This is a genomic window from Delftia lacustris, from assembly GCF_040267515.1.
Classification (GTDB): Bacteria; Pseudomonadota; Gammaproteobacteria; order Burkholderiales; family Burkholderiaceae_C; genus Comamonas; species Comamonas tsuruhatensis.
Genome location: NZ_CP141274.1, coordinates 3,872,074 through 3,895,468, shown reverse-complemented (window position 1 = coordinate 3,895,468; position 23,395 = coordinate 3,872,074). Strand labels below are relative to the sequence as shown.

Sequence of the window (23,395 nt, the reverse complement as noted above, 5' to 3'; positions counted from 1 at the left end):
GGCGCCAGCGTAATAGCCCTGGCTTTCACCAGGGCGCGGGAGTCAGTTGAACCAGGTCTTGATGGCCTTGAGCAATTCAGAGGGCCGCTTGTACTTGGAGCCAGTCCAGAAGCCGGCGGCGAACATGCCAACGCAGAACGTCAGCAGGATGAGATCGACCATGGATCAGCCGTCGATTGCAGCCAGTACCAGATCGGCAGTAGTGGCGAAGGCCTCGGCCTCGGCCACGGTCTTGGCGTCCACGATGTCGAACTTGGCGCCCTTGAGGTTGTCGTCCAGGTCGCGCAGGTAGTCGGTCGCGGCGCGGTCGTGGCCCACCTGCACGAACAGGAAGGTCAGTTCGTCGTCGCTCTGCAGCTTGTTGGAGGCATCCACGATCACCTTGGCCGCAGCCGCACGGTCATCGGGCACGCCATCGGTGAAGACGATCACGAAGTCCTTCTTGTCCGACTTGCCGGCCAGCTTGAGCGCGGCTGTCAGGGCCTCGGCCAGCGGGGTGGAGCTACGGGGGGAACGGGCGGCGAACACTTCGGCCAGCTTGCTGGCGTCCACGCCATCGAACGAATCGACGGCTTGGCCGTTGAACACGACGAGGCCGATGCCATCGCTGTCCAGCTTGGCCAGGTCGCGGGTGTCCGACGAGCTGCGCCTGCAGCTGATCGAGGGCAAATGCCGTCGCACCCTGGACGGCTGCTTGATCTGGTCCGGCTACATCGACCCACGCCGTGGCCCCATGGTGCGCTTTGGCCCGGACGGGTCGGTCACATCCGCACGCCGCGTGGTCTGGGCGATCAAGCGCGGCCCGCTGGGCCTGCAGCAGACCGTGCGCGCTGGTTGTGACGATCCCGCATGCGTGGCCTACGAGCACATGAAGCTGGGAACGCGCGCGGACAAGTCGCGTGGGCGCAGCCTCACGCCGCTGACAAAGCTGCGCATTGCCCGCGCCCAACAAGCCGCGCGAGGCAAGCTGGACATCGAAAAAGTGCGAGCCATCCGCGCGAGCAATGAACCAGAGGCAGTCCTGGCGGACCGCTACGGCGTCTCCAAGCCCACCATCGGGCAGATTCGCAGGAACGAGACATGGCGCGAGGAGAGCGGCATGTTCACGGCGTTGATCCCTGGGAGGGCCCGCGCATGAGCGTGATTCTCGGAATGGACCCCGGAGCCAACACGGGCGTGGCCGTCTACGTGGATGGCCAGCTGGTTGAGCTGCTGACCATCCCTCCGCACCACATTGAGCGCACGCTGGCCGCGCGCATGCCGTCGCGCGTCGTATTCGAAGACAGCCGGCTGCAGTCGCATACCTGGACGCGCGGCAAGACCGGCGCCGCCAGCGCCAAGATGGCGCGCAATGTGGGGCAGGTGGACGCGCGCTGTGCCGACATCACTGCGCACTGCGCAGACCTGGGAATCCCTGCCCACGGCATCAGCCCGGCAGGGAAGGGCGGCAAGCTGGATGCGAAGCGCTTCGCAGCCGTCACGGGCTGGACGGGCCCGAGCAATGAGCACAGCCGCGATGCGGCCATGGTGGCCTGGCCATACCGCCGCGCCGCGGATCTGCGGGGAGGTGGCCGTGGCTGAAATCGCCCTGCACGCACGCTGGGATGGCCCCGAGCAGGCCCGGGCCAACTTCCTGCAGCGCGTGGCGCCCTGGTGCATGCAGCAGTGGGAAGCTGGCCGCCGGCTGGAGGTGTTCGTGCGCCTGCACGAAGATGCCAAGACCGACCGGCAGCGCGTTTTCTATCACGACTTCGTGCTGGCCGAGATTGCGCGGCAGGCGGTCATCTTGGGCCACCGGCACTCCAAGAATGCATGGAAGGAGCACTTCCGCACCGAGTACCTGGGCAGCCGCACGGTGACGCATGAAGATCCGATCAGCGGCAAGACGACCGTGGTGCAGGAGCGCATCAGCACCGAGAGCCTGGGCGTACGCGAGTACGGCGACCTGATCGACCGCGTGATGGCGCACGCCATCGATGACTTGAAGGTCGAGTTCCCGGCCACGTTCGAGGAGTGGGAGCGCGAGCAGACCCACCCGGACACGGGCGAGGTGATTGGCGGGGTGTGCGCATGACCGCGCGCAAATGCCTGTTCTGCGGTGGCAAGGCCGAATTGCTGTGCGACACCTGGCTGGGCTGGGAGCGTAAACGGGGTGAGCTGGAGAAGGCTGCGCCGCACCTCCTCGCTGCGCCGTCGCACCAGATTCCTGCCCGGTACCGGGCAATCCATACCTGCGACGCGCCGTTGTGCCGGGCCTGCGTCCACGGCGCTGGAACGATGTTCTTCCGGATGCGCGGCGGCTCCTGGGCAGAGAGCATCGACTACTGCCCGGGCCACGACAGCGGCGACCGAAGGAGCGAAATCACCGGGCTGCAGGCCGAGGCGATGCGCGCGCGCTGGCGTGCTGGTGCGCTGGCCAGGCGTGGGCTGGTGGAGTAGGGTGGCCAGCAGCTGGGCCTGTTCATGGAGCAGCAATCCTGATGCGCCGCACTGCCATGAAGTCCGGCGGGGCAGGGTTCCGCCGGCGGGCCGCTCCTGCGTCCCATGCTGCCCACGAGCTGGCGCGCGAGCAGCGCCTGGAGGCCCGCGCCGCCCGCGCCATGGCCGAGGCCCGGCCGCGCGCAGCCACTGTGGCGGTCATCAACCAGCACCAGGTCGTGCCCGCGCCGAAGACCGTGGCCCAGCGCAACCCGCGCCTGCGTGCCTTGGCCAAGGACCAGCAGTGCCTGCTGCTGGTACCGGGGATCTGCACGAACGACAGCACCACCGTCGTCTGCTGCCACAGCAATCTGTCCATCCACGGGAAGGGCGAGCGCAGGAAGGCCGACGACCACTACAGCGCCTGGGGCTGCGCCGCGTGCCATTCCTGGCTGGATCAGGGGCCTGCGCCGGCCGCTCGCAAGGAAGCCGCGTTCATGGCCGCGCACCTGCGCCAGGTTCTGGCGTGGCGCGCGCTGGCCTACGCCCCGAACATCGATGCCCGCGACCGTGCCGCTGTGCTGTGGGCGCTGGGCCAGCTCAACGCCATGCCGATTCTGGATTTTTGAAAGAGGACCATCTTGGAAACCAAGGCCGCGAACACGAACCGCGACGACGCGCAAAAACGAGAGGGTGGCCCCGCTTGAGCTGCATGGACTGGATGGCTGGCCAGCTGGAGGGCTGGCACGAGGAGGGGGCGCGCCACAACAACCCGCGCCCCGCGGGCGTCATCCGCCCGGGCAGTGGCACAGACGTGCTGCTGCGATTTCTACGCCAGGCCCCCGGACGGTGGTTTTTTCACTACGAGCTCGTCCTTGAGCTCGGCCGATCAAAGGGGGAGATCGATTGGGCGCTTTTGTACCTTCTGCGCAACAGTCTAATTGAAAGCAGATTGACTCAGATTCCTTCCCGGAAAGCAGTTAGACGGTACAGGTATATGGTTTTGTAACTTCGATGCAGCAAGCACGAGGGGAGGACCCTCATGCTTGATTTTGATTAAGTTGGAAAATTTATACCTTATCTATCCTCTGGCGGCTCATTTCAAAGGCAACGACTTGATATAGCCTGCGGGATTTCTTCGATTTTATATAATAAGATTGATCTTCTTTGAATTTGAATAAATGATTTTGCCAATTCTTGTCACTTTTATCAATCATTTCGCAATGTGGCAGTAATTCATGTGTTGCAAATGATAGAGGATCTCCGTTTCTCTGAAAAAGGGGGATTACGCCGTTTCCAGATTCTTCAACTTCAAAGCTGGGATTATTAATTTCTCTTGAAGCTGCCATTGCTTCTTCATTCGTGTTGAAGTAATAGAGGAAGCGCGTATGGAGTGGCCCAAGGCAGTAATTTATAACCTCCGTCATATTCATTTTTCTGAATTTTTTTTCTACGGGATCGTTTATCCCTAGAATGCCTTCTTCTAGCCCTAAATAAGTATTTTCCGCAAGGGTTACACCGACGGCAAAAAGATCACTGAGTTTTATGAGGCAAAGTAGCTTGGAGCCTACTTGAGTTAATACAAGGTAATGCCGTTTGCTATCGACGTCTAAGTAATCAGAGAATGGAGTAAAAATCTCTTTTTGAAGGCCTGATCCGATATTTACATAATTTGTTACATTATTGTAGTCGGCGGTTTTTAAGATTGTTGCGATTTTTATCGCATCGGGATCATTAATGTAAAGAGGGATGCTGTCTACCGCAAATTCATAGGCTATCTTTAGTAGGCCAATCTTGAATTTTAGAATATCAAATTCCCATTTTCCAGTAACCCACCCATCTTTGATCTGTATTGTTTTCTCGGTTTTTAGGATTGCTGTCTCTGGAATATTGTTTCTTTGTAGGTATTTTTTTGTAATTTCCTCAATTTGATCTTCGTTTCTTGAGTCAATTCCAATTTCTAAAATTGTCCGTCCATCTTCTTCTCGTGTTGTAATGGTTGGTAAATATTCTGTGTCGATGACGTTGTTTGATTTAATTGAGAGTTTAACTCTATCTGTTGAGTCTTCAACTCCAGAAAAAGTACCCATGAAAGGATTGGGTATCTTTCCTTTCTTTCCTTTTATTTCCTCAACAAATCTATATAATTCGGCTAATTTGTGATTGATTAACGGGGCATCGACATTTGTCCCCATCGTTGAATTGCAGGATTTGCAAACTGTGTAAATATGATAATAGCCACCCAAAGATTCTGGTATTACGTGTTCGTCGGACATATCTGATTTTTCTTCTCGGCAAATGATGCACTGCATTGCAAGATCCTTTTGTTTGTGAAGTCTTATTTGTATCGTTGTATGTCTTAAGTGTCAAGATGTATTTGAATTTCATCGGAATTGTTCTATCTTTTCCTACTCTCGATAGTCTTGAGTCTCGCTAGTTCTAGCGGAGCAATGTGACACAAGTTCTCACTGAGAGCACATTGACTGGACTACTCACCTCTCGTGGAAAAAAAAGCCGCTGGTCGTGGTCAGTCCCCAAAAGTGTGCTGAACAGAAGGCCCTTGTGGCCAATCTTGCTGTGACGTGAGGTGGTGTTAATCTTGGACTTTGTTCCGTTGGCGAGGCGTCTCTTTTGAAAGATTCCTTCAGAGTGCCTGATGGCATCGTCCCAAGCCTGTCAGCTTCATGGGATGAGCAAGGAACACAAGCAAGTCCCGCAGTGGGAACGCATCGAGCTGGACTACCGGGCAGGCATCAAGAGCCTGAGGCAGATCGCAGCGGAGCAGGGCATCAGCGAGGGGGCGATCCGCAAGCGGGCCAAGCGTGACGACTGGAGCCGTGACCTGTCGGAGCGCATCCAGGAGAAGGCAGAGCAACTGGTACGCAAGGAGGCGGTACGCAGCGAGGTACGCGCGGAGCGTACTGCGTCCGAACGTGAGGTGGTGGACGCGAATGCGCAGGCGGTGGCCACAATCAGGCTGGCGCATAGGCGGGACATCCAGCGGGCACGCAAGATCACCAACGCGCTGCTGGATGAGCTGGAGCAGATGGCGGACGCGGACACAGTGGCCTACCTGCAGGAGCTGGGCGAGATGCTCCGCTCGCCCGACGACAACGGCACGGACAAGCTGAACGACCTCTACCAGAAGGTCATCAGCCTGCCGGAGCGCTCCAAGACCATGAAGGTGCTGGCCGAGAGCCTGCGCATCGTGGTGGACATGGAGCGCCAGGCCTTCGGCATGAACGACAAGGACGCGGGCAAGGGGCCGAACGGTGGCGGCAACGTGGGCCACTTCGAGCTGCACTTCGTAGATGCGCCTGAGCGTGAGCACGATCCACGGGATGGGGAGCCCTGGGACGCACAGGTGGCCATGCAGAACATGCTGGCTGACGCCTTCGGGCAGAAGCCGGCGGAGGTGCTCTCCCATGGCCTGTCCCGCCTGACGCCCTGGGACATCTCGGGCCGCGTGGGGCTGGACCGGCTGATCCTGCCGGACGTGCAGGAGGGGCTGGAGGGCCAGCGACTGGGTGAGTCGGCGATGGCTGCCGCCCTGGGCCCAGTGGCCGGCATCGGCATCAACGCCCTGAAGGGCCTGCAGGAGATGAGCGAAGGCCGGTATCAGCGCGGACTGGAGACCATGGCGCCCAGCGTGCTGCGCGGGCCGCTCAAGGCTTGGCGCTACGAGACCGAGGGCGTCAAGGACAAGACCGGCATCGTGGTACAGGACCAGGTGGACGCGGCCGCCGTGGCCGGGCAAACCGTGGGCTTCTCACCGTCCAGCGTGCGCAACGCCTACGAAGGCAAGGCTGCCATCGTGGGCCAGGACCGCGCGCTGCAGGCGCGGCGCAGCGCCCTGGTAGAGCAGTTCGCCATGGCTGCGATGGCCAAGGACGAGGAGGGCAAGACCGAGGCTCGGGAAGCCATCCAGCGCTTCAACGAGAAGAACCCCGGCCGCCGCATACAGCCCATGCAGCTGGCCCAGAGCGTACGCATGCGCGAGAAGCGAATCCGGGAAGCCGAGGATGGGGTCTACCTGCCGAAGAAGCGGCGCGATGTTATGGAAGCAGGGCGGTTCACAAATGATGGTGCTGTGCTACCAAATGAGAGAGCATGAGCTGTCATTGCCACTTGGTGCTGCCAACGTCTCACAGCGTGGAATACGTGCGCACATGCTCTACAGAAGCCTGGGAATTCGGAACAGTGTCATGCTGGGTCAAAGGGAGGGCAGCGATTGAAAGCTGCAAACGTAGGTGCAGTGCGGCAAGATCGGCTCGGGGGAGTAGTGTGCGGCGAACGTCACAGACGTTGTCACTTGAGACCCTAAGGTGTAGCCCATTCCATGCGTCTTGGAAATCATGTACTATCCTCACGAAATTACAATTCGATGCACTTGGTTGGAGATGAATCAACTTAGATGTGTGATTTTATCGATAACAAAATGCATGGATAATTTGGATAATTAAAGGATTATTGATGAATAATTCTTTTTGTGATGATTTTACATTTTTAAAACCAGCCGCGTATGCATGGAATAGCCCCTTATCTCGTTAAAGTGTTGGATTCCGAAAATATTCAACAAGACCTGTGGAATATTAATGGTACATCTTTAGTCAATTACTTGCGAGATATATATTTTAAGAATATATTGGGTGTTTCTAAAACAACTCAAGAGCCTGCTAGTGGGCAGGTCGGGAAAAACTATATTCTCGAGGAAGTTTTTGAAGCTTCGGAACATGCAGTTGCTGGAAAATTCAGTACTGGTGAGTTCGGGTATGAAGCCGATATTTTTGATAATGAGGCTAAAAAATACACAGGAAAAAGAGAGAAGCAAGAATCAACTATGCTTCCATTTTTTTGCTGTTTTTATGCCCCGAAATCAGAGAACGAATTAGAGCGTATGAAGGGCGTTCTTTTGCTTTCGAGATTTAATAATTTCGGTATTAGAAGTGTGGTGCTGCCAGATTTGATTGCATCTTTCGAATCCGCTTTTCCCGGCCTTCGGTTAGATATAGCAAAGGTGGTTCCAACCACATTTGTTAATGCCGTGCTAAAGGGATCTGAGATAAAAAAAATAAGACTTACTACTAATAAGCTGCCGGAAGGTTATAGGAATGTCCTTGTGCCAAATGACTATGATAATGTTTATGAGGTGGAAACAATATTAAAGCCCAGGCCGAGGACTTTTTTCTCCAAACCTTCATGGATGTCATCCCTGATGTACGGAGTTCCGCTAAATACAATTATTACATTGCCTGATGCGGAAGTTACTAAATTGAAAGTTGAGATATCTCGAGGTGGTGGCAGAACGCGGACAATTAATATTGCAGATGTCCACCGAATGGCTGCGAACATAGAAATTGAGAATCCAGATATTAATGCGAGGAATCATATCAAAGAGGAATGCTGGATGAAAGAGGCGGACCTCTTGGCTGATGACTATTTTCTAGAGTTGGGGCTTAACCTCCCCGCTTGGAGTAATTCTGTAAATGTATATAAATACCCAGTTGAGGAATTGCCTTCTCTTTGGGAACCATCACTAAGATCGGCATAGTATATGATTACTAAAATAGTTGATGTGCTGGAAAAGATCAACCCTGCAGAAATTATAAGTTGCCACTTCAAGACATTCCTCAACGCCAGAACGAAAAAAATGGAATGGGTTGCTGTTGCTTTGCAGGTAATAGTTGCTTTGTGTTTGGCAATAGTTCACGTATTGTATTTTAAAGTCAGTGAAAATGTGGTGGGGATAGTCGTTTCGGTAGCTTCAATTATTGCAGGACTGTTGCTTAATTTGATGGTTTTAGTGTATACATTAATAACCGGACGACTAAGGATATCAAAATCTAACGCATCGATAGTCGAAAAGCTGGGAGGTGAAATTATCGCCAATATTGCGTTTTGTATTTTATGTAGCATTGTTTTGGTAATTGGATCGCTACTTAATTTGACGGATGTCAGGTGGATTAATATCACGGGTCAATTCATAATGTGTTTCTTTGGTGCTATTGTCGCATTCACGATAATGATGATTCTGGTGAATTTTTACACCATAATAAAAAATAGCGCTAAATAATTCATGCAATTTACTTCGCGTGTTTGGTCGTGGTGAAGCGGGAATAAGCCTGGGGAGGGCGCACTGAGGCCTGCTTCAGTTTCTGAGAATATTCCCAAAAACTCGCATAACTTGTTGATTACTATGGCTTGGGAGTCTGACTTTTAATCCGTTGGTCGCGAGTTCGAATCTCGCAGGACCCACCAAAGAACACAAGGCCTCGTAGCAATACGAGGCCTTTTTTCTTTGCTATCGAAGAAGTAGCAAGATGGGGCCGAAATTTCCAGGCCGCGTTCCGCAACTCTGGGCGTGTTCCGCAGTTCGCCGAACGGGCTTCACCTTCTTGCCCACCTTGTGGCGGATGTACTGGGCGGTCATGCGCTCCGTCGTGTGCTCCAGCCGTATCCCGCCGTCGTCATCCAACGTGGTGGCGGCCGTGGCGCGCAGGCCCCGAGGCTGGAACTGCGCCTTGGGAATGCCGGCGGCATCCCGAGCGGCGTCGAAGCGGTCGCGGAGCATGTTCTTGGTCACAGGCTGCCGGCTTCGTTGAGCTGGCCGTGCAGGATTCGAACAAGCCGAGCATGTGTTGCGCGTGTCTGCAGGACGAGCAGGTTGTGGACCGTCTGGACACCGCGCTACGTCAATCCACTACGGAAATCTTGAGCGCGTACGCCGAAGACTTGCCTTGGCGGGCGGCTGCGCGGTTGAGGAAGACACGCACACGGTAGTCACCGCTGGCGGGCAATGCACCGGTCCATGTGGGGCCATCTGCCACCTCGCCCCGGTACAGCGCTTCCTCGCTGCCGGGCGGCAGCACGTTGAAGTAGGTGGAGGTGGATTTCGTCTCCATGTGCACGGTCATCTTCTGCCCGGCAACCGCACGCACTATGTAGTCGTGCGCCTGCTCCTTGTTGCCTTGGAGCTTGCCTTGGACAGTCGCGCCCGACGTGCCTTTCTTGAATGTCACCGCAGTGGACGGAACGTCCGCCTGGGCGATCGCCGGCATTTGTACAAGCGTGATGGCAGCGAAAAATGCAGCTGCGCAAATTCTGGAAAGCATGCTGATCCTTTCTAAGAGGCACTGATCGCCTCGCTTGCATGCAGGCTACCAGATGATTTTCCGCTTGGGCGCACCCGACGGGCGTGGTTTGCAGGAAGAACTCCGATCAGTGCCGAGGCCTGCCCTGACGGGCCCTCCCGTCGCGCCGCCCCCGCCGACGACGGTAACGGTCATGGTTGTGATGCCAGCAGGCACCGTGCAAAGTTGGGGGCCGCCAGCGGCCGTTGTTGATTTGGTGTTTCTGCTCGCTTTTTTTTCCCTAGATGCCTAGAAATTGAAACGGTAATGATTCCTGAAACTGCCGCGTGGCATCGCCCGAGAAGGTGTGGTTCTGGTCTGGGCCCAGATCCAGCTTGAGAACCTTGCCGGTTTTCTGGCTGAAGTCGAGTGCCTTGAGGTCTATCCAGAAGGTATTTGGCGTCAACGCTGATTCGAAGAAGTAGAGCTTGCGCTGGTGGTCGAAAACGGTTCTCCAGCGGGTTGACGAGATATTGGGCTCCTCCGGCGTATTCAGGCCGTAGGGCACCGAGGCGTTGCGGATCACGCTGAAGACGCTGGCCAGCGCCTTGTTGGGGTCCTGACTTTTGGGGATGGCGTTGACGTAGAAGGATGCGCGGGCAAATCGATCGGCGGCGCGATTGGTGCCGGGCAGCATGGTGGTGCCGCCCACTTGCTGCCAATAGGTGTTGAGAGCCAACTGCTGATCAAATGTCGGCGAATTGGTCATGACCTGGTATTGCCGGCCGTGATGTATCACCTGCCGGCCATTGATGTACTCGACGATGGCGCTGTCGCCGCTGGCGTCGGACATCGAGAGATGCAGCGTCGTCAGCCGGTTCTCTCCGGGAACGTTGTCGGAGACGATGGTGAAAGGTTCTTTCTCCAGCGCCGCAACGGCTTCCTGGACGGTGGCGAAGTTGTCCAGCACGTATTGCGCCCAGGCTGCGATGGTCAGGCCAGGCTTGCTGCCCGCACCGAAGGCCGGGTATTGGGATTCCACCAGCCAGAGCAGGTTGGCGTTGAGGCCGGCTTCATTGACTCCATCGGTGGTGGAGACGTCATAGCCCGAGGTGATGACGCTCCCGTATTTGGACGTCCAGCGCAACGAGTTGGGGCCTGCCTTGCCTGAGCGCTCCATTCCACGCGGGAGCACCCAGAGATTGCTGACGATGTCGCTTTTCCAATCCATGGAGCGCGCGGTGACGACCTGGCCATTCGCACCAAGAAAGACAAGGCGGGTGCAGGCCCAGGTGCTGGGCAGGGCCGTAAGGCCGGCAATTCCCATCAGCAATGCGCCCACTACGGGGTGAATCTGCAGTCTGCGTTTCTTCATGGCAACTCCTTTGCAGGCAAATGGACTGGCGCAGTGTAGTGCGTCATTCGTACCCAGGTCAGAAATGGCCGCCTTGTGAAAAGGCGGGCCGGCAAACTGGCGGTCATTGGAGATGCCGCGCATGGGCCTGCGCGCATGCGGGTGCAGAGGGCACCGCTGTCAGATGGCGTGGCTGAACATGGGGCTGGCCAGCATCGCCACCGCAAAGGAGATGGCGCAGATTGCAGACCACAGGAAGACGAGGAAGAGGTGGCGCATCGTGCAGCTCTCGGGAGTGTTTGGTGGTTCTTGCCAGTTCAATTGCGGATGCGGTTCAGAATTCGCAGCCCGAGCATTGAAAGGCGTTCCAGCAGAGGCCTTGGCTCCATGCGCAGCAGCAACAGCTGCTGGCCGCCGCGCACGGGAAAGGCTTCCAGCAGGCTGCGGTGGTAGCGGGCATCCGGGTCCGGGTTGAAGCTTTCTGTGGGAACGACTCGATGCATCTTGTATCTCCGTCATGTGATTTCGGAAGCCTTTGGGGAGCACGGCCTCTGACGGGATCTATTTCAATTGGTTTCGCGGCGTTTCCGTGCGGGTCAAGTTTGTGGCCGCATGTAGGCCGGGTCTGTACGCGCGTATGTGTTTTGCGCACGCGCTGTGCGGCCTGTCCGCAGGTCTTCACAGGTGTGAGCAGCGCATCGGCAACGGCTTTGCGGCGGCTGGCAGTCCCTAGAATTCGGGATCCCCATCTCATTTGCCAGGAGTTCCATGTCCTCCGTTCCCACGCTTCAGATCCGGCCCGTTGCACAGGCGGACCATCAGCAATGGCTTCCTCTTTGGCAGGGCTACAACGCCTTTTACGGGCGCGCTGGCGAGACGGCGCTGCCCGAGGACATCACGCAGGCGACCTGGGAGCGCTTTCTCAATCCGCTGGAGCCGGTGTTTGCGCTGGTGGCAGAGAGCGAGGGTGAGCTGGTGGGCCTGGCGCACTACCTGTTCCACCGCAGCACCACGCGGCTGGAGCCCGTGTGCTATTTGCAGGATCTGTTTGCCGATGCAGGCCGGCGCAAGCAGGGCATAGGCAAGTCGCTCATCCGCGCGGTCTACGAGCAGGCATCCCTGGCGGGAGCGCGCCGTGTCTACTGGCAGACGCAGTCTTCCAACGAAGCGGGCCGTGCGCTGTATGACCAGGTGGCCGAGCATCGTGGCTTCATCGTCTACGGGCACGAACTCCAGGGCAGAGCCTGACGCTTTGTTGTCGGGTTGGCGATCCAGAGAAGAAACCTGTTGAAACAGCGGGTGCGCGCAGCCGATGCAGGTCCGCCGGGGGGGCTTGGCAACCCTAGAATCACGCGTTGTCCTTTCGCTGCTTGCGCTGCACCCCCATGTCCAATCTCATCGTCCACGGCGGCACGCCCTTGCGCGGCCGCGTCGTTCCTTCCGCCAACAAGAATGCCGTGTTGCCGATCCTGTGCGCCACGCTATTGACCGATCAGCCGCTGCGGCTGCATGGCGTGCCGGACATCACCGATGTGCGCAAGATCCTGGACATCTTCCGCACGCTGGGCAGCGAGGTGCAATTGGACGAAACCACACGCACGCTGCAGTTGCATCATCGCGATACGCGCTTTGATGCATCGTCGCATCGCCTGCCGGAGGAGATGCGCTCTTCCATCATGCTGGTGCCGCCGCTGCTGGCGCGCTTTGGCGTGGCGCGGCTGGAGGACAACGTCAAGGGCTGCACGCTGGGCGTGCGTGAGATCGATCCGCACGTGGACATCTTCCGCTCCTTCGGAGGTGAGGTGGAGCGCGCCAGCGGCTCGCTGCTGATCCACAGCGCACAGCCGCTCAAGGCCGTGCGCCACTGGCTGGACTACGCCTCCGTCACGGCGACAGAGAATTTCGTGCTGTGCGCCGTGGCCGCGCAGGGCGAGTCCATGCTGACCAATGCGGCCTGCGAGCCGCATGTGCAGGAGTTCTGCCGCTTCATGGTGATGATGGGCGCCGACATCGACGGCATCGGCACCTCGCGGCTGACGGTGCGTGGCGGCGCGCCGCTGAGCGGCGGCGAGTTCACCTTCGAGGAAGACTTCCACGAGATCACCACCTTTCTCGCGCTGGGCGCGATCACGGGCGGCGATGTGGAGGTGCGCAACAGCACGCCGGACAACTTTCCGCTGATCGACCGCACCTTCGCCAAGTTTGGCGTGCAGGTGGAGCACAAGAACGGCTGGTCACGCGCGCTGCGCTCGGGGCCGCTGAAGGTGCAGACGCCGTTCACCAGCAATGTGCTCACCAAGGTCGAGGCTGCGCCGTGGCCGTACTTTCCGGTGGATCTGCTGCCCATCTTCATTGCGCTGGGCGTGCATGCGCAGGGCAATGCGCTGTTCTGGAACAAGATCTACGACGGCGCGCTGGGCTGGACGGGCGAGCTGTCCAAGTTCGGCGCCCATGTGTTTTCTTCGGACCCGCATCGTGTGGTCACCTTCGGCGGCAATCCGCTGACGCCGGCCGTGGTGGAGAGCCCCTACATCATCCGCGTGGCGATTGCGCTGTTCATGGTCGCCAGCAGCATCGAGGGCCGCTCGGAGATCCGCAACGCCACGCCGATCCGCCGGGCGCATCCGCACTTCGTGGAGAACCTGCGCAGTCTGGGCGCCCGGGTGGAGTGGACCAACGAGGAGTGATGGAAAGCGGCGATGCGCAGGCTGCTAGACCTGCGGCGCCGCATCCGAGAATCTCTTGGCCGCCCTGAGCAGGTAGCTCACGGCATAGAGGATGGGGTCGTCCGTCTCGTCGTCGTTCACGCGGTCAATGATTTCCAGCAGGCCTTGAAGGTCGGCGGACATCTGTGGCAGCACGCTGCTGGCCAGGGCCTCCACCGGTTGCTCGGCAGCGGCGCGGTCCGCCTTGTGGTGATAGCCCCGCAGCAGGTCGCGGACACCGATCACCATGGCGCGGCTGGATCTTTCCACATGCATTTCCAGCACGCTCAGCGCTGCGCTGATGTGGCATAGCGCGTCTGTTGCCAGGGTCTCCGGGTCGGGCGGGCTGGCGACGGCCTGCGCAGGATGCACGGAGGCTGGCATGTCTGTGTCCGGCATGGTTCTGTCCTTGCGCAATGTGTCCTGGATTCAGGGCTGGTGGTTCGAGGGCGTGGATGTGGGCTTGCACAGCCCCCAGGCGGGTCGTTTCGAGTTTTATGCCAACTTGGAATCATGTCAACTAGGCATGAATCTGAATTTGCATCCGGCAGGTACCATCGCGCAATGCAACGCAAACCCTTTCCCAGCGAAACCCAGGAGCGCTTCATCGTCCGTTTTCCGGATGGCATGCGTGATCGCATCTCGGAAGCGGCAAAGGCCGGCCACCGTTCCATGAATGCAGAAATCGTTGCGCGCATACGGCGCAGCTTCGAATTGGATGAAGCCGGCGATGCCGACCAGGCCGGGGTCGAGCAGGGTGCGGCGGGATTGAGAGAGGAAATTTCGCGCCTGTGCCAGTTGCTGCAAGAGCACAAGGACGCTGCGGCAGGCCTGTTCGAGGCGCACAAGGAAGCGGTGGTGGACGAAGCACTGAAACGCCTGCGCTCCGAAACAGGCATGGCGGCAGGCCGCGCTCCGGGGAAGAGATGAGGCTGTAGGCCTGAGACCACGCTCATCGTTGCCGAGCGCTGGCGCCTGTCCTTGCGGGGCGCGCTTATCGTTGCGTCGGGTCTGCAAGGATCCATCCCTTTTTTAGAAGCTCTTGCAGCAAAGGACGCAGCTATGAACACGGATCAGATCAAGGGCACGCTCAAGGATGCCGCAGGCAAGGTGCAGCAAAAGGCTGGCGAGTTGATCGACAGCCCCGAACAGCAGGCCAAGGGCATTGCCAAGCAGGTCGAAGGCACGGCTCAGAAAAAGCTGGGCGATGTGAAGGAAGCCCTGAAGGATGCGAAAAAGTAAGGCGCCCACGCTGCCTTGATGACGAACAAGCCCGCCACTGCCTGGCGGGCTTCTCTTTTCAGCGAGTTTTGACGGGCGCAAGCCCGAGCAAGGCGTTCCTTGCTTCCTTTATCAGGCGGTCTGGGGCAGCTTGCGGCCGGGGTCCGCGGCCACGTGCACACGGTCACGGCCTGCCTGCTTGGCGGAGTAGAGCAGGGCGTCGGCGCGCGTCAGCGCATCGGTCAGGGCGGTGTTGGCGGCCACGGGGGCGATGCCGAAGCTGATGGTGATCCGCTGGCCGGCTGCCAGCACATAGCCGTCCGCGCTGAGCTGAGCGCGTATGCGCTCGGCCACGCGCTCGGCCTCCTCGGGCGTGGTGCGCATCAGCAGCAGCACGAATTCCTCGCCGCCAAAGCGTGAGACCAGATCGTCGCTGCGCACATGCTGCTGCAAGGTCCTGGCCACGGCCTGCAGAACGCGGTCGCCACAGTCATGGCCCCAGCTGTCGTTGATGCGCTTGAAGTGGTCTATGTCGCCGATCAGCACGGAAACCGGCGCCATGTGCGAATCGGCCAGGCGCAGCTCGGCGGCCTCCTGGAAGGCGCGACGGTTGAGCAGGTTGGTCAGCGAGTCGTGGTTGCGCTCCTGGCGCAGAGCGGTGAAGACATCGCGCACCGTGCAGGCCAGCAGCATCAGGGTGAACAGCAGAGCAAACGACAGCGTGCTGACCAGAGTCACCAGCCAGTAGGTGGAGCGAGCAATCTCATTGAGGTCGGTGCTGCCCAGGGCCAGCACCAGCAGCGGCCGGGCGGCGGTGTAGCCGGCAAACACCACGTAGGACCAGTAGAGCATTCTCTCCAGCCAATCCTGCGGTGGCCGGCGCCGCAGCATGGCGGGCGCCGGCAGCAACTGCAGCAGGCCCAGGCCTGTGTTGAGCCAATGCACGCGTACCCACAGATCGACCTGGATCCGGCTGTAGTAGTACAGCGCGGCCAGAACCACCGCACCTATGAGCAAACCCAGCACGGGATGGGCCGAGACCCCGTAACGCCCCGCCATGCAGCGCGCAAAGCACCAGGTGCCAAACAGGTACATGGCGCCTGTGTACACGGCCCAATGGTGGAGTTGTTCGCGGGGGGCAATGCTCTGCCATGCAAGCGCCAGGGAAACCAGGGCATAGCCGCCGGCAATCCACAGCAGATAGCGCTGGCGACGCTGCACCAGCCAGCACACGGCCAGCGTGCAGCTGAGCAGCAAAATGCTCAGCGGCGCAATCAGTACATAGAGGCGATCGGTATCGAGTGACACATCCACAGCGTGTTATGCACTTGCAGGTGCGAAAGACGGCGGCTGGCAGCTTCCAAGCCCAGGCATTCAATGGCGCGGCAGCCGCAAGCGTTATTGCATTTTGCATCCGATGTCACCGGCGCTTGCCACTGCATATGCACTGTTCCGCGTTGTGCACAGCGGGTGATATCGGGTCTGCCCGCGCGCAGCCTCAAGTTCCCGGTATTTCTGACGAAAAAGCAAGTCATCTTTTCCGGATTGATGGGCCATGTCGATATGGCGGGGCTTTTCACCGGAAGACGGCCAGCGCTAGTGCGCGTGGCCTGTTGTTTCACCTTTCCTCTGTTCAGTTTTTCCGACGAGAGTTCTACGAATGAAATTTGATCAATGGAGCGTGTCCGCCAAGCTTTGGGGCACGCTGGGCGGCTTGTTGGCGATGATGCTTGCGGTATCGCTGTGGGCACAGTTTGCGGCGGCCCGCGCCATGGACCAGGGCATGCAGACGCTGTCCGAATATGAGAACCGCATCGGTCTGGCCATTCAATGGAAGGGCGCAACGGAAACCACGGGCGAGCGGGTGCTGGCCAGCAATGCCTCCACCGATGAGGAATTGACGCGCCTGCTCGACGGCCGGGTCAAGGAGGGCTCTGGCCTGATCACCAAGCTGCAGGCCGAGATCGTCAAGGGTGCCAGCGAGGCCGACAAGGCTGCGCTGGAGCGCATCGCCAGCATCCGTGCCGAGGTGCTGGCGCTGAACAAGCGGGCCCGCGAGATCAAGTTGACGGGCGATGCCGCGGCGTTCCGCGAGTTCGTCCAGCAACAGTACCTGGGTGCCATCGGCCGCTATGTGGACTCGCTGGAAGTCTTCGTGCAGCTGCAGCGCAGCCAGCGCGATGCGGCCATGGAGCAGGCCCAGGCCGCGCGCCAACAGGCCAGTGTGCTGGCCTGGATTGTCCAGGGCGTGGTGCTCCTGGCCGGACTGGCGCTGGCCTTCGTGCTGACGCGTGCCATCACGCGTCCGCTGGAGCGAGCCGTGCAACTGACCGATGCCATTGCGCAGGGCGACCTTACCGTGTCGGCCGAGGACAGCCGCAAGGACGAATTCGGTCATCTGCTGCGCTCGGTCTCGGGCATGGCGGCACGGCTGCGTGGCCTGGTGACGGAGGTGCGTGACAGCGTGCACTCGATCTCCACTGCATCCACCGAGATTGCCGCCGGGAATCACAACCTGTCTTCGCGCACCGAGCAGACGGCGTCGAACCTGGAGGAAACGGCCGCCAGCATGGAGCAACTGACCGCGACCGTGGGCCAGGCCGCCGACACCGCGCGCCAGGCCAATCACCTGGCCGGCAGCGCCGCCCAGGCGGCCGAGCGCGGGGGCGCCGTGGTGGGCCATGTGGTGGCCAGCATGGACCGCATCAGCGACAGCGCACGCCGCATCTCCGACATCATCGGCGTGATCGACTCCATTGCTTTCCAGACCAACATCCTCGCGCTCAATGCCGCCGTGGAAGCGGCCCGCGCGGGTGAGCAGGGCCGTGGCTTCGCTGTCGTGGCTGGCGAAGTGCGGGCCCTGGCCCATCGCAGCGCAGAGGCCGCCAAGGAGATCAAGGGGCTGATCAGCACCTCGGTCGATGCCGCGCAGGAAGGCTCTGCCCAGGTCGCCCAGGCCGGCCAGGTGATGGATGACATCGTGGGCAGCGTGCGCAAGGTCTCGGACATGATTGGCGAGATCACGGCGTCTTCCACCGAGCAGCGCGACGGCATTGGCCAGGTCAACCAGGCCGTCAGCCATCTGGACCAGATGACGCAGCAAAACGCTGCCCTGGTGGAGGAGTCCGCAGCGGCAGCGGCCGCACTGAGCGACCAGGCGCAGCGCCTGTCGGGCATGGTGGCCGTGTTCAAGGTTGGCAACGCTGTGCCAGCCCTGCGATAGCGCGTGCAGAAAAAAAAGGACCGCCGTGGGCGGTCCTGTTGCAGAGAAAAGCCGTGGCCCTTGCGGGCCTGCCAGGGTAAGTCAGTGAGAGGGGAGGGAGGAGATAGTCTCCCTGGCTCGGCTGGAAAATGGTTCGTGGTGGTGGCGGATTGCTCCAGTGGCCGTTGGGGCCTGGCCGTTGCGTGACCGGATGCCCATGGCTTGCGGGTGCTGCAATGACGTGGGCATCATGATTTTGGAGAGTGCAGGTGTAGGACAGTTCCCTGTGCGATACCTGCTGTTTCCCTTGTTGTGATTGCTTGGGTACCGAAACATGCAGGCACCTTTCGGCTCACACATCAGCACTACATTGAAGAATTTGTAACTTCTGGGCAATAGGGTTAACCCCTTGCTTCTGGCAACAAAAAACCCGCACTTGGCGGGCTCTGTCGCAGCTTAGTGGCTGCCGGAGGGCGTGGCAGGCCGCATCTCATATGGCGAAGGGAGTGCGGTCCTTGCCTTCAATCCAGCGGGGCTGCTTGCCGCGGCCGGTCCAGGTCGCACCGGTGGCGGGATCGCGGTACTTGGGAACGCCGACCACGCGGAAACCAGCGCCAGTCTTGGCTTTGGACGAGGGAAAGACATCGGCCTCGGTCAATCCGTATTGGTCGATGATGGTGCGCACCTGGGCAATGGCTCCGGACTTTTCGGTCTTGAGCACTTCGGCGATCTGGGCTTCGAGCTGGGCTTTCTGCTGCAGCAGTGTCTTGTAGTCTGTGGTCATGTATATCAATGAATGTTGATCTGCCAATATAAAGGAATCCGGGAGAGCTTTTGGCAAAGTGAGCCTACACTGCCGCGCAACACCCGGATGACGACAGGCGTATTGTGAGAGAGCCTGTTTGAGAACAGGTTCCCATGTTGCCTGAGTCTAGGCGAGTCTGACGCTGATTTTTGTGGCGTATGGAAACCGGGTCATCGCATCTGCCACCGCTGCGCAGGTGCTGGGAAACAGGGCCGTGTAGCAGGCGCCGGCCACTTTGATGATGCATCGCTTCATGTTTCTCTCCCCTTGAATGACAGGTCTGCCTGCTTATCGGCATCTTTGCATCAAGATGAAACATTTTGTATCCTGCTCCCTGCCGATCCTGGTCAGGGGCCTTCATGGATCCATGGCAGTCCAGGAAGGGCAAGAAAAGGCCGCATGGTGCACCCCAAAAATATGAGGGAGGGAAAAACACAGGGTGCGCGGCGCAAACGGCAGGACCCTGGTGCAAGGCCCTGGCGTTTGCGACAAAAAGATCCCGCCTGCAGGGCGGGAAATGTCTGTGTTACAAATTGACACTATAGCATGCATCCGTCCAGGATGTGACGATAACTTGCAAAAACCTGACGACTCAGGCCCCGGTGGCGTTGCGAGCAAAGCGCTGCTTGCTCGAAGGGGTGGTGCAGTGGATCACCTGCAGCCAGGAAGCGTGCAATTGCAAGGGCAAGTACGCACTCTTTGAGCTCTGGCGGCCGGTGTGTCTCGGATAGGCTCGGTGGGCATCCACAGCCCTCGTTTTTGCCTTTACTACGCATCATGTTTCAAACACTTCGTGCCCGCCTGATCCTCATCTGCGTGGCAATCACAGTGGCCGCGCTGTTCGCGCTGTCCATGGCCACCTTCTGGACGGCGCGCGGCAGCACGCTGTCCGGCATCGACGAAAACATCGGCCAGCTCACGCAGGCCCATGCAGCCGCATTGACCGACTGGGTCCAGGACAAGCAGCGCATCACCGGCTCGCTGAAAACGGCGGTGCAACAGCCGGACCCGATTCCTTTCCTGCTGGCAGGCCAGCAGGCCGGCGGCTTCGATGACGCCTACTTCGTGCATGCGGACAAGCGTGCCGTGTTCACCCATCCCATGCCGGAGAACTACGACGGCACCCAGCGCGACTGGTTCAAGCAGGCCGTGCGGGAAGGCCGTCCGGGCGTCACGCCGGCCTACGTGGACGCCAGCACGGGTGAGCTGACGATCAGCTTTGTCGATCCGGTCGGGGCCTCGGGCGCGATCACGGCCGTCGTCGGCACCGATGTGCGGCTGGCGGCCATGTCCAGGAAAGTGGCGGCCATACGCCCCCAGGAAAAGAGCTTCGCCTTTCTGATGGACGGCGAAGGCCGTCTGCTGGCCTACGCCAGGCCCGAGCTGGCGCTCAAGCCCGCTTCGGCGATTGCACCGGAGCTCGATGCGGCCCTGATCAAGCGCCTGGCCGAGCAGGGCGGACGTGCCGACCTGGTGCTCGATGGAGAGCCGCAGATGGTCTATGCCGCCAAGGTGGAGGGCACGCCCTGGACGCTGGCCGTGGTGATCGACCGCGCACAGGCCACGCATTCCGTAAGCGCGCTGCTGCAGGTGGCCGCCTTCATCACCGCGCTTTCCGTGCTGGGTACGGCCGTGCTGTTGACCGTGGTGCTGCGCCGGATGCTCATGCGCCTGGCCGTGGCGCGCGATGCCTTGCAGGACATTGCTTCCGGCGAGGGCGATCTGACCCGCCGCCTCACGGCGGCAGGCCGGGACGAACTGGCGCAGATCGGCCAGTCCTTCAATCAGTTCGTGGACAAGATCGCCACGGTGCTGCTGCGCATTCGCGAATCTTCGGAATCGGTGCGCATGGCGTCGGCCGAGATCGCGGGCGGCAACCAGGACCTGTCGTCACGCACCGAGCAGCAGGCCAGCTCGCTGGAGCAGACGGCAGCCGCCATGGAGCAGATCACGGCAACCGTGCAGCAAAACGCGGCCAATGCCCGCCAGGCCAGCGAGCTGGCCACCAGCGCCTCGCAGATCGCCACGCAGGGCGGTGAGGCCGTGGGCCAGGTGGTGCAGACCATGGGTGGCATCGAGGCGTCGGCACGCAAGATCGAAAGCATCATCGGCGTGATCGACTCCATCGCCTTCCAGACCAACATCCTCGCGCTCAATGCTGCCGTCGAAGCGGCCCGTGCCGGCGAGCAGGGCCGTGGCTTTGCGGTGGTCGCCAGCGAGGTGCGCACGCTGGCCCAGCGCAGCGCCACGGCGGCGCGGGAGATCAAGGCGCTGATCGACGATTCCGTGGGCCAGATCGACACGGGCAGCCGGCTGGTGCGCAATGCGGGCACCACCATCGACCAGGCCGTGGACGGCGTGCGCAAGCTCAGCACGCTGGTGGCCGAGATCAGCAACGCCAGCCAGGAGCAAAGCCGTGGCATTGCCGAGGTGGGTAGCGCCATTGGACAGATGGACCAGGTCACGCAGCAGAACGCCGCCCTGGTGGAAGAGGTCACGGCGGCTGCGCAATCGCTGCAGCAACAGGCCGTGCAGCTGGCCCAGGCCGTGGCGGGCTTCAAGCTCGACGAAGGAAACGGCGCCCGCCGCCTGCGCTGAGCGCGGGCAAAACGCCGAGGCGGCGCCTGGTGTCAGGCCGCCTTGGCGCCCCCGGAATGCTCGCAGGCAAAGGCCGGTGTACCGGCCTCGTCCGGCCGCTCGCCCGCCACGAAATACCGGTCCCGGCCGCTGGCCTTGGCCTGGTACAGCGCCGTGTCGGCCGTGCGCAGCAAGGCGCTCAAACCCAGCGGAGGCTGGGCCATGTTCGTGCAGGCGATGCCAATGCTCAGCGTGGGGCAGATGGTTGCGCCATCGCTTGTCTCGATGCGGATTTCGCGCGTGGCTTCGCACAGCCGCTGGGCCACGGCGCTGGCCGTGGCGCAGTCGGCGCCAGGCAGCAGCACGGCAAATTCCTCGCCGCCCAGGCGGCCTATTAGTTCATGCGGGCGCAGCGCCTGCGACAGGCGGGCCGAGACTTCCTGCAGCACCCGGTCGCCAGCGGCATGGCCGTGGCGGTCGTTGGTGTGCTTGAAGTGATCCAGGTCCAGCATCAGCATGGCGCCCGACTGGTGCTCGCGCTGCAGGCGCTCCAGCGTGCGCTGAGCGCGTTCCAGAAAGCTGGTGCGTGCCAGCAGGCCGGTCAGCGCATCGTGGTTCACTGCATGGCGCAGTTTGCTGAGCATGTCCTTGAAGGCCATGAGCGTGCAGGCCACGGCCAGCGGGCCTATGGACAGCATGGCCAGGCCCAGGCGGAACGAGAACGTGGTCTCCAGTTCGGAACTGGGCGAGGTGAGCAGTACATCTGAAAATGTGGCCAGCTTGATGGCACAGCTGGCGAGGTTGAGCAGGGCGACCACGAACAGCCGGTAGCGCATGGCACACAGCAGCATGGCCGGCATGCTCAGGGACAGCGCGCCCGGCCCGCCCAGGTAGATGGCAATGGCCTCGGAGATCACCAGGGCCAACAGCGGCAGCAGGGCCTGCACGGTCTGCCTGAACTGCTGGCCACGCCAGGACAGCAGCTCCAGGCTTGCGGGAAAGCTCAACAGAACGGGCAGCAACAGGGTCATGTGCATCAGCTCGCTGCTGAACCACATGGCTATCATGGGCTGCCAGGGCCAATGCATCAGCTGGTGCATGCCCACCGAGCCCAGCACGGCGCCGACCACGCTCACAAGCAGGCTGCACATCACCAGGTGCAGCACCGATGAGGGGGAGCGCATCTGCCGCACCCGCAGCGGCAGGCGCCGCATCATCACCCAGCCGCAGGCCACGGCTGCCAGATCGGCGAAAGTCAGCCACAGGGTCTGGTCAAGCGGGCTGCCCGACAACCATTCGGCCAACGCCATGGCCACGGCGGCCGCCGTCCAGCAGTGTCTGTGGCTGTAGGCGGGGCTGCGCAGCATCCAGCCCAGGAGCAGGGCGTTGGACAGCCATAGAGATGACAGATGCCCCGGAGAGCGCAGGCCCAGCGCCACGGCCGAGCACAGAAACAGCACCCCGCCCAGCACAAAGCTGTCCCGCCAGGGCGTTGCAGCTTGTGAAATCCACGGATCTCCAGATACGGCGCGATATGACATATGTCTCCCCTGTGGAGACTGAATGGAGGCACCGGACACTGCGCGCGTTCGTCGGGCATGCCGGGCATGCCCTTGTCATGGGGAACGAGCGGTCCGGCGGGCAGCGGGAAATCGGAAAACCCTCCTTTGGCGTGCTGCGGCAAGCCGCGTAACTGCGGGCAGGCCATGCGTCGGAAGCCGACGGATGCGGGTAACTTGAGTTCACAACATTTACGCCTGCGGGGCCAATCTAGCGGAAATGCATGTATTTGCAAGTACTGATCCATCATGCGTGCTGCGCCTTCCCAAGCGGTTTGCCGTGTGCCGTCGAGCCCGGCCAATACGGCCGCAAGCGGCAGCCCTGCCCGCGGAGCAGCGTCGCCAAAGGAAGGATGGGATGCATGCTAAGTATTTATGCGAGGTCCCAGCCGGATGACATGCAGCGGCGGAGCATCGGGGTGTGTCGGGGGATTTGTAATCAGTTACTTTTGTTTCTGATAGCCATTACTCTTGCCTGGTGGTG

24 protein-coding genes are annotated in these 23,395 nt (G+C 60.3%); 14 read left to right on the top strand and 10 right to left on the bottom strand.

The window, feature by feature from the left end; translation table 11 throughout:
- Positions 1-165: 165 nt before the first annotated feature.
- On the bottom strand, positions 166-669 hold the full coding sequence (locus U6958_RS19165; RefSeq protein WP_074923356.1) for a hypothetical protein: 504 nt from the start codon (positions 667-669) through the stop codon (positions 166-168).
- 25 nt (positions 670-694) lie between these two features.
- Here U6958_RS19165 and U6958_RS19160 point away from each other — a divergent pair, with 25 nt between their 5' ends.
- Genes U6958_RS19160 through U6958_RS19140 form a run of 5 tightly spaced genes read left to right on the top strand, consistent with a single transcriptional unit; the run spans position 695 to position 3,047 of the window.
- Positions 695-1,138, top strand: coding sequence for a hypothetical protein (locus tag U6958_RS19160; RefSeq protein WP_350337277.1), 444 nt, complete (start codon positions 695-697; stop codon positions 1,136-1,138).
- Entirely contained in the window at positions 1,135-1,581 is a 447-nt protein-coding gene (locus tag U6958_RS19155) for a hypothetical protein (protein ID WP_074923357.1), read from the top strand. The genes U6958_RS19160 and U6958_RS19155 overlap by 4 nt, the downstream gene beginning before the upstream one ends.
- Complete coding sequence (locus tag U6958_RS19150; RefSeq protein ID WP_074923381.1) at positions 1,574-2,074, top strand: recombination protein NinB; 501 nt, start codon at positions 1,574-1,576, stop codon at positions 2,072-2,074. The genes U6958_RS19155 and U6958_RS19150 overlap by 8 nt, the downstream gene beginning before the upstream one ends.
- Positions 2,071-2,439, top strand: coding sequence for a hypothetical protein (locus U6958_RS19145; RefSeq protein WP_074923358.1), 369 nt, complete (start codon positions 2,071-2,073; stop codon positions 2,437-2,439). The genes U6958_RS19150 and U6958_RS19145 overlap by 4 nt, the downstream gene beginning before the upstream one ends.
- 41 nt (positions 2,440-2,480) lie before the next feature.
- Positions 2,481-3,047, top strand: coding sequence for a nuclease domain-containing protein (locus tag U6958_RS19140; protein ID WP_074923359.1), 567 nt, complete (start codon positions 2,481-2,483; stop codon positions 3,045-3,047).
- A 441-nt stretch (positions 3,048-3,488) separates the two neighbouring features.
- Here U6958_RS19140 and U6958_RS19135 read toward each other — a convergent pair whose 3' ends face one another.
- Positions 3,489-4,730, bottom strand: a complete 1,242-nt coding sequence (locus U6958_RS19135; protein WP_083393658.1) for an HNH endonuclease — start codon at positions 4,728-4,730, stop codon at positions 3,489-3,491.
- A gap of 377 nt (positions 4,731-5,107) precedes the next feature.
- Here U6958_RS19135 and U6958_RS33345 point away from each other — a divergent pair, with 377 nt between their 5' ends.
- The 3 genes from U6958_RS33345 to U6958_RS19115 all read left to right on the top strand — a co-directional run bounded on the left by U6958_RS33345 (position 5,108) and on the right by U6958_RS19115 (position 8,491).
- Positions 5,108-6,532, top strand: coding sequence for a PLxRFG domain-containing protein (locus U6958_RS33345; protein WP_167368424.1), 1,425 nt, complete (start codon positions 5,108-5,110; stop codon positions 6,530-6,532).
- Between the two features lie 408 nt (positions 6,533-6,940).
- Positions 6,941-7,969: a hypothetical protein gene (locus U6958_RS19120; RefSeq protein ID WP_143044657.1), complete on the top strand. Its 1,029-nt coding sequence runs from the start codon at positions 6,941-6,943 to the stop codon at positions 7,967-7,969.
- Positions 7,970-7,972: 3 nt separating this feature from the next.
- The gene (locus U6958_RS19115; RefSeq protein WP_143044658.1) at positions 7,973-8,491 is read left to right on the top strand and encodes a hypothetical protein; all 519 of its coding nucleotides are present in this window, start codon (positions 7,973-7,975) and stop codon (positions 8,489-8,491) included.
- 228 nt (positions 8,492-8,719) lie between these two features.
- Here U6958_RS19115 and U6958_RS19110 read toward each other — a convergent pair whose 3' ends face one another.
- The 4 genes from U6958_RS19110 to U6958_RS19095 form a co-directional block, all read right to left on the bottom strand.
- Positions 8,720-8,989 carry a hypothetical protein gene (locus tag U6958_RS19110; RefSeq protein WP_244160540.1) on the bottom strand — a complete coding sequence of 90 codons (270 nt, stop codon included), beginning with the start codon at positions 8,987-8,989 and terminating at the stop codon, positions 8,720-8,722.
- 121 nt (positions 8,990-9,110) lie between these two features.
- Positions 9,111-9,530 carry a hypothetical protein gene (locus U6958_RS19105; RefSeq protein ID WP_026062346.1) on the bottom strand — a complete coding sequence of 140 codons (420 nt, stop codon included), beginning with the start codon at positions 9,528-9,530 and terminating at the stop codon, positions 9,111-9,113.
- A 259-nt stretch (positions 9,531-9,789) separates the two neighbouring features.
- On the bottom strand, positions 9,790-10,863 hold the full coding sequence (locus tag U6958_RS19100; protein WP_016446829.1) for a linear amide C-N hydrolase: 1,074 nt from the start codon (positions 10,861-10,863) through the stop codon (positions 9,790-9,792).
- Positions 10,864-11,159: 296 nt separating this feature from the next.
- The gene (locus tag U6958_RS19095; RefSeq protein WP_017405224.1) at positions 11,160-11,345 is read right to left on the bottom strand and encodes a hypothetical protein; all 186 of its coding nucleotides are present in this window, start codon (positions 11,343-11,345) and stop codon (positions 11,160-11,162) included.
- A gap of 265 nt (positions 11,346-11,610) precedes the next feature.
- On the opposite strand from U6958_RS19095, the gene U6958_RS19090 reads away from it, so the two are divergent.
- Together U6958_RS19090 and U6958_RS19085 are read left to right on the top strand one after the other, a co-directional pair.
- Entirely contained in the window at positions 11,611-12,090 is a 480-nt protein-coding gene (locus U6958_RS19090; RefSeq protein WP_074923362.1) for a GNAT family N-acetyltransferase, read from the top strand.
- Positions 12,091-12,227: 137 nt separating this feature from the next.
- The gene (locus U6958_RS19085; protein WP_016454857.1) at positions 12,228-13,529 is read left to right on the top strand and encodes a UDP-N-acetylglucosamine 1-carboxyvinyltransferase; all 1,302 of its coding nucleotides are present in this window, start codon (positions 12,228-12,230) and stop codon (positions 13,527-13,529) included.
- Between the two features lie 24 nt (positions 13,530-13,553).
- Here the strand turns inward: U6958_RS19085 and U6958_RS19080 are convergent, their stop codons facing one another.
- Positions 13,554-13,946, bottom strand: coding sequence for a hypothetical protein (locus U6958_RS19080; protein WP_074923363.1), 393 nt, complete (start codon positions 13,944-13,946; stop codon positions 13,554-13,556).
- 165 nt (positions 13,947-14,111) lie between these two features.
- Here U6958_RS19080 and U6958_RS19075 point away from each other — a divergent pair, with 165 nt between their 5' ends.
- Entirely contained in the window at positions 14,112-14,477 is a 366-nt protein-coding gene (locus U6958_RS19075; RefSeq protein ID WP_016446835.1) for an Arc family DNA-binding protein, read from the top strand.
- 132 nt (positions 14,478-14,609) lie between these two features.
- Entirely contained in the window at positions 14,610-14,789 is a 180-nt protein-coding gene (locus U6958_RS19070; RefSeq protein ID WP_016446836.1) for a CsbD family protein, read from the top strand.
- A 111-nt stretch (positions 14,790-14,900) separates the two neighbouring features.
- On the opposite strand, the gene U6958_RS19065 is transcribed toward U6958_RS19070, so the two are convergent.
- Entirely contained in the window at positions 14,901-16,082 is a 1,182-nt protein-coding gene (locus tag U6958_RS19065) for a diguanylate cyclase (protein ID WP_046239572.1), read from the bottom strand.
- Positions 16,083-16,428: 346 nt separating this feature from the next.
- On the opposite strand from U6958_RS19065, the gene U6958_RS19060 reads away from it, so the two are divergent.
- Positions 16,429-17,991 carry a methyl-accepting chemotaxis protein gene (locus U6958_RS19060; RefSeq protein WP_016446838.1) on the top strand — a complete coding sequence of 521 codons (1,563 nt, stop codon included), beginning with the start codon at positions 16,429-16,431 and terminating at the stop codon, positions 17,989-17,991.
- 469 nt (positions 17,992-18,460) lie between these two features.
- Here U6958_RS19060 and U6958_RS19055 read toward each other — a convergent pair whose 3' ends face one another.
- Positions 18,461-18,754, bottom strand: a complete 294-nt coding sequence (locus U6958_RS19055) for an H-NS family nucleoid-associated regulatory protein (protein ID WP_016446839.1) — start codon at positions 18,752-18,754, stop codon at positions 18,461-18,463.
- 798 nt (positions 18,755-19,552) lie between these two features.
- On the opposite strand from U6958_RS19055, the gene U6958_RS19050 reads away from it, so the two are divergent.
- The gene (locus tag U6958_RS19050; protein ID WP_016454855.1) at positions 19,553-21,373 is read left to right on the top strand and encodes a methyl-accepting chemotaxis protein; all 1,821 of its coding nucleotides are present in this window, start codon (positions 19,553-19,555) and stop codon (positions 21,371-21,373) included.
- Positions 21,374-21,405: 32 nt separating this feature from the next.
- Here the strand turns inward: U6958_RS19050 and U6958_RS19045 are convergent, their stop codons facing one another.
- Entirely contained in the window at positions 21,406-22,893 is a 1,488-nt protein-coding gene (locus U6958_RS19045; RefSeq protein ID WP_074923364.1) for a diguanylate cyclase, read from the bottom strand.
- Between the last annotated feature and the right edge of the window lie 502 nt (positions 22,894-23,395).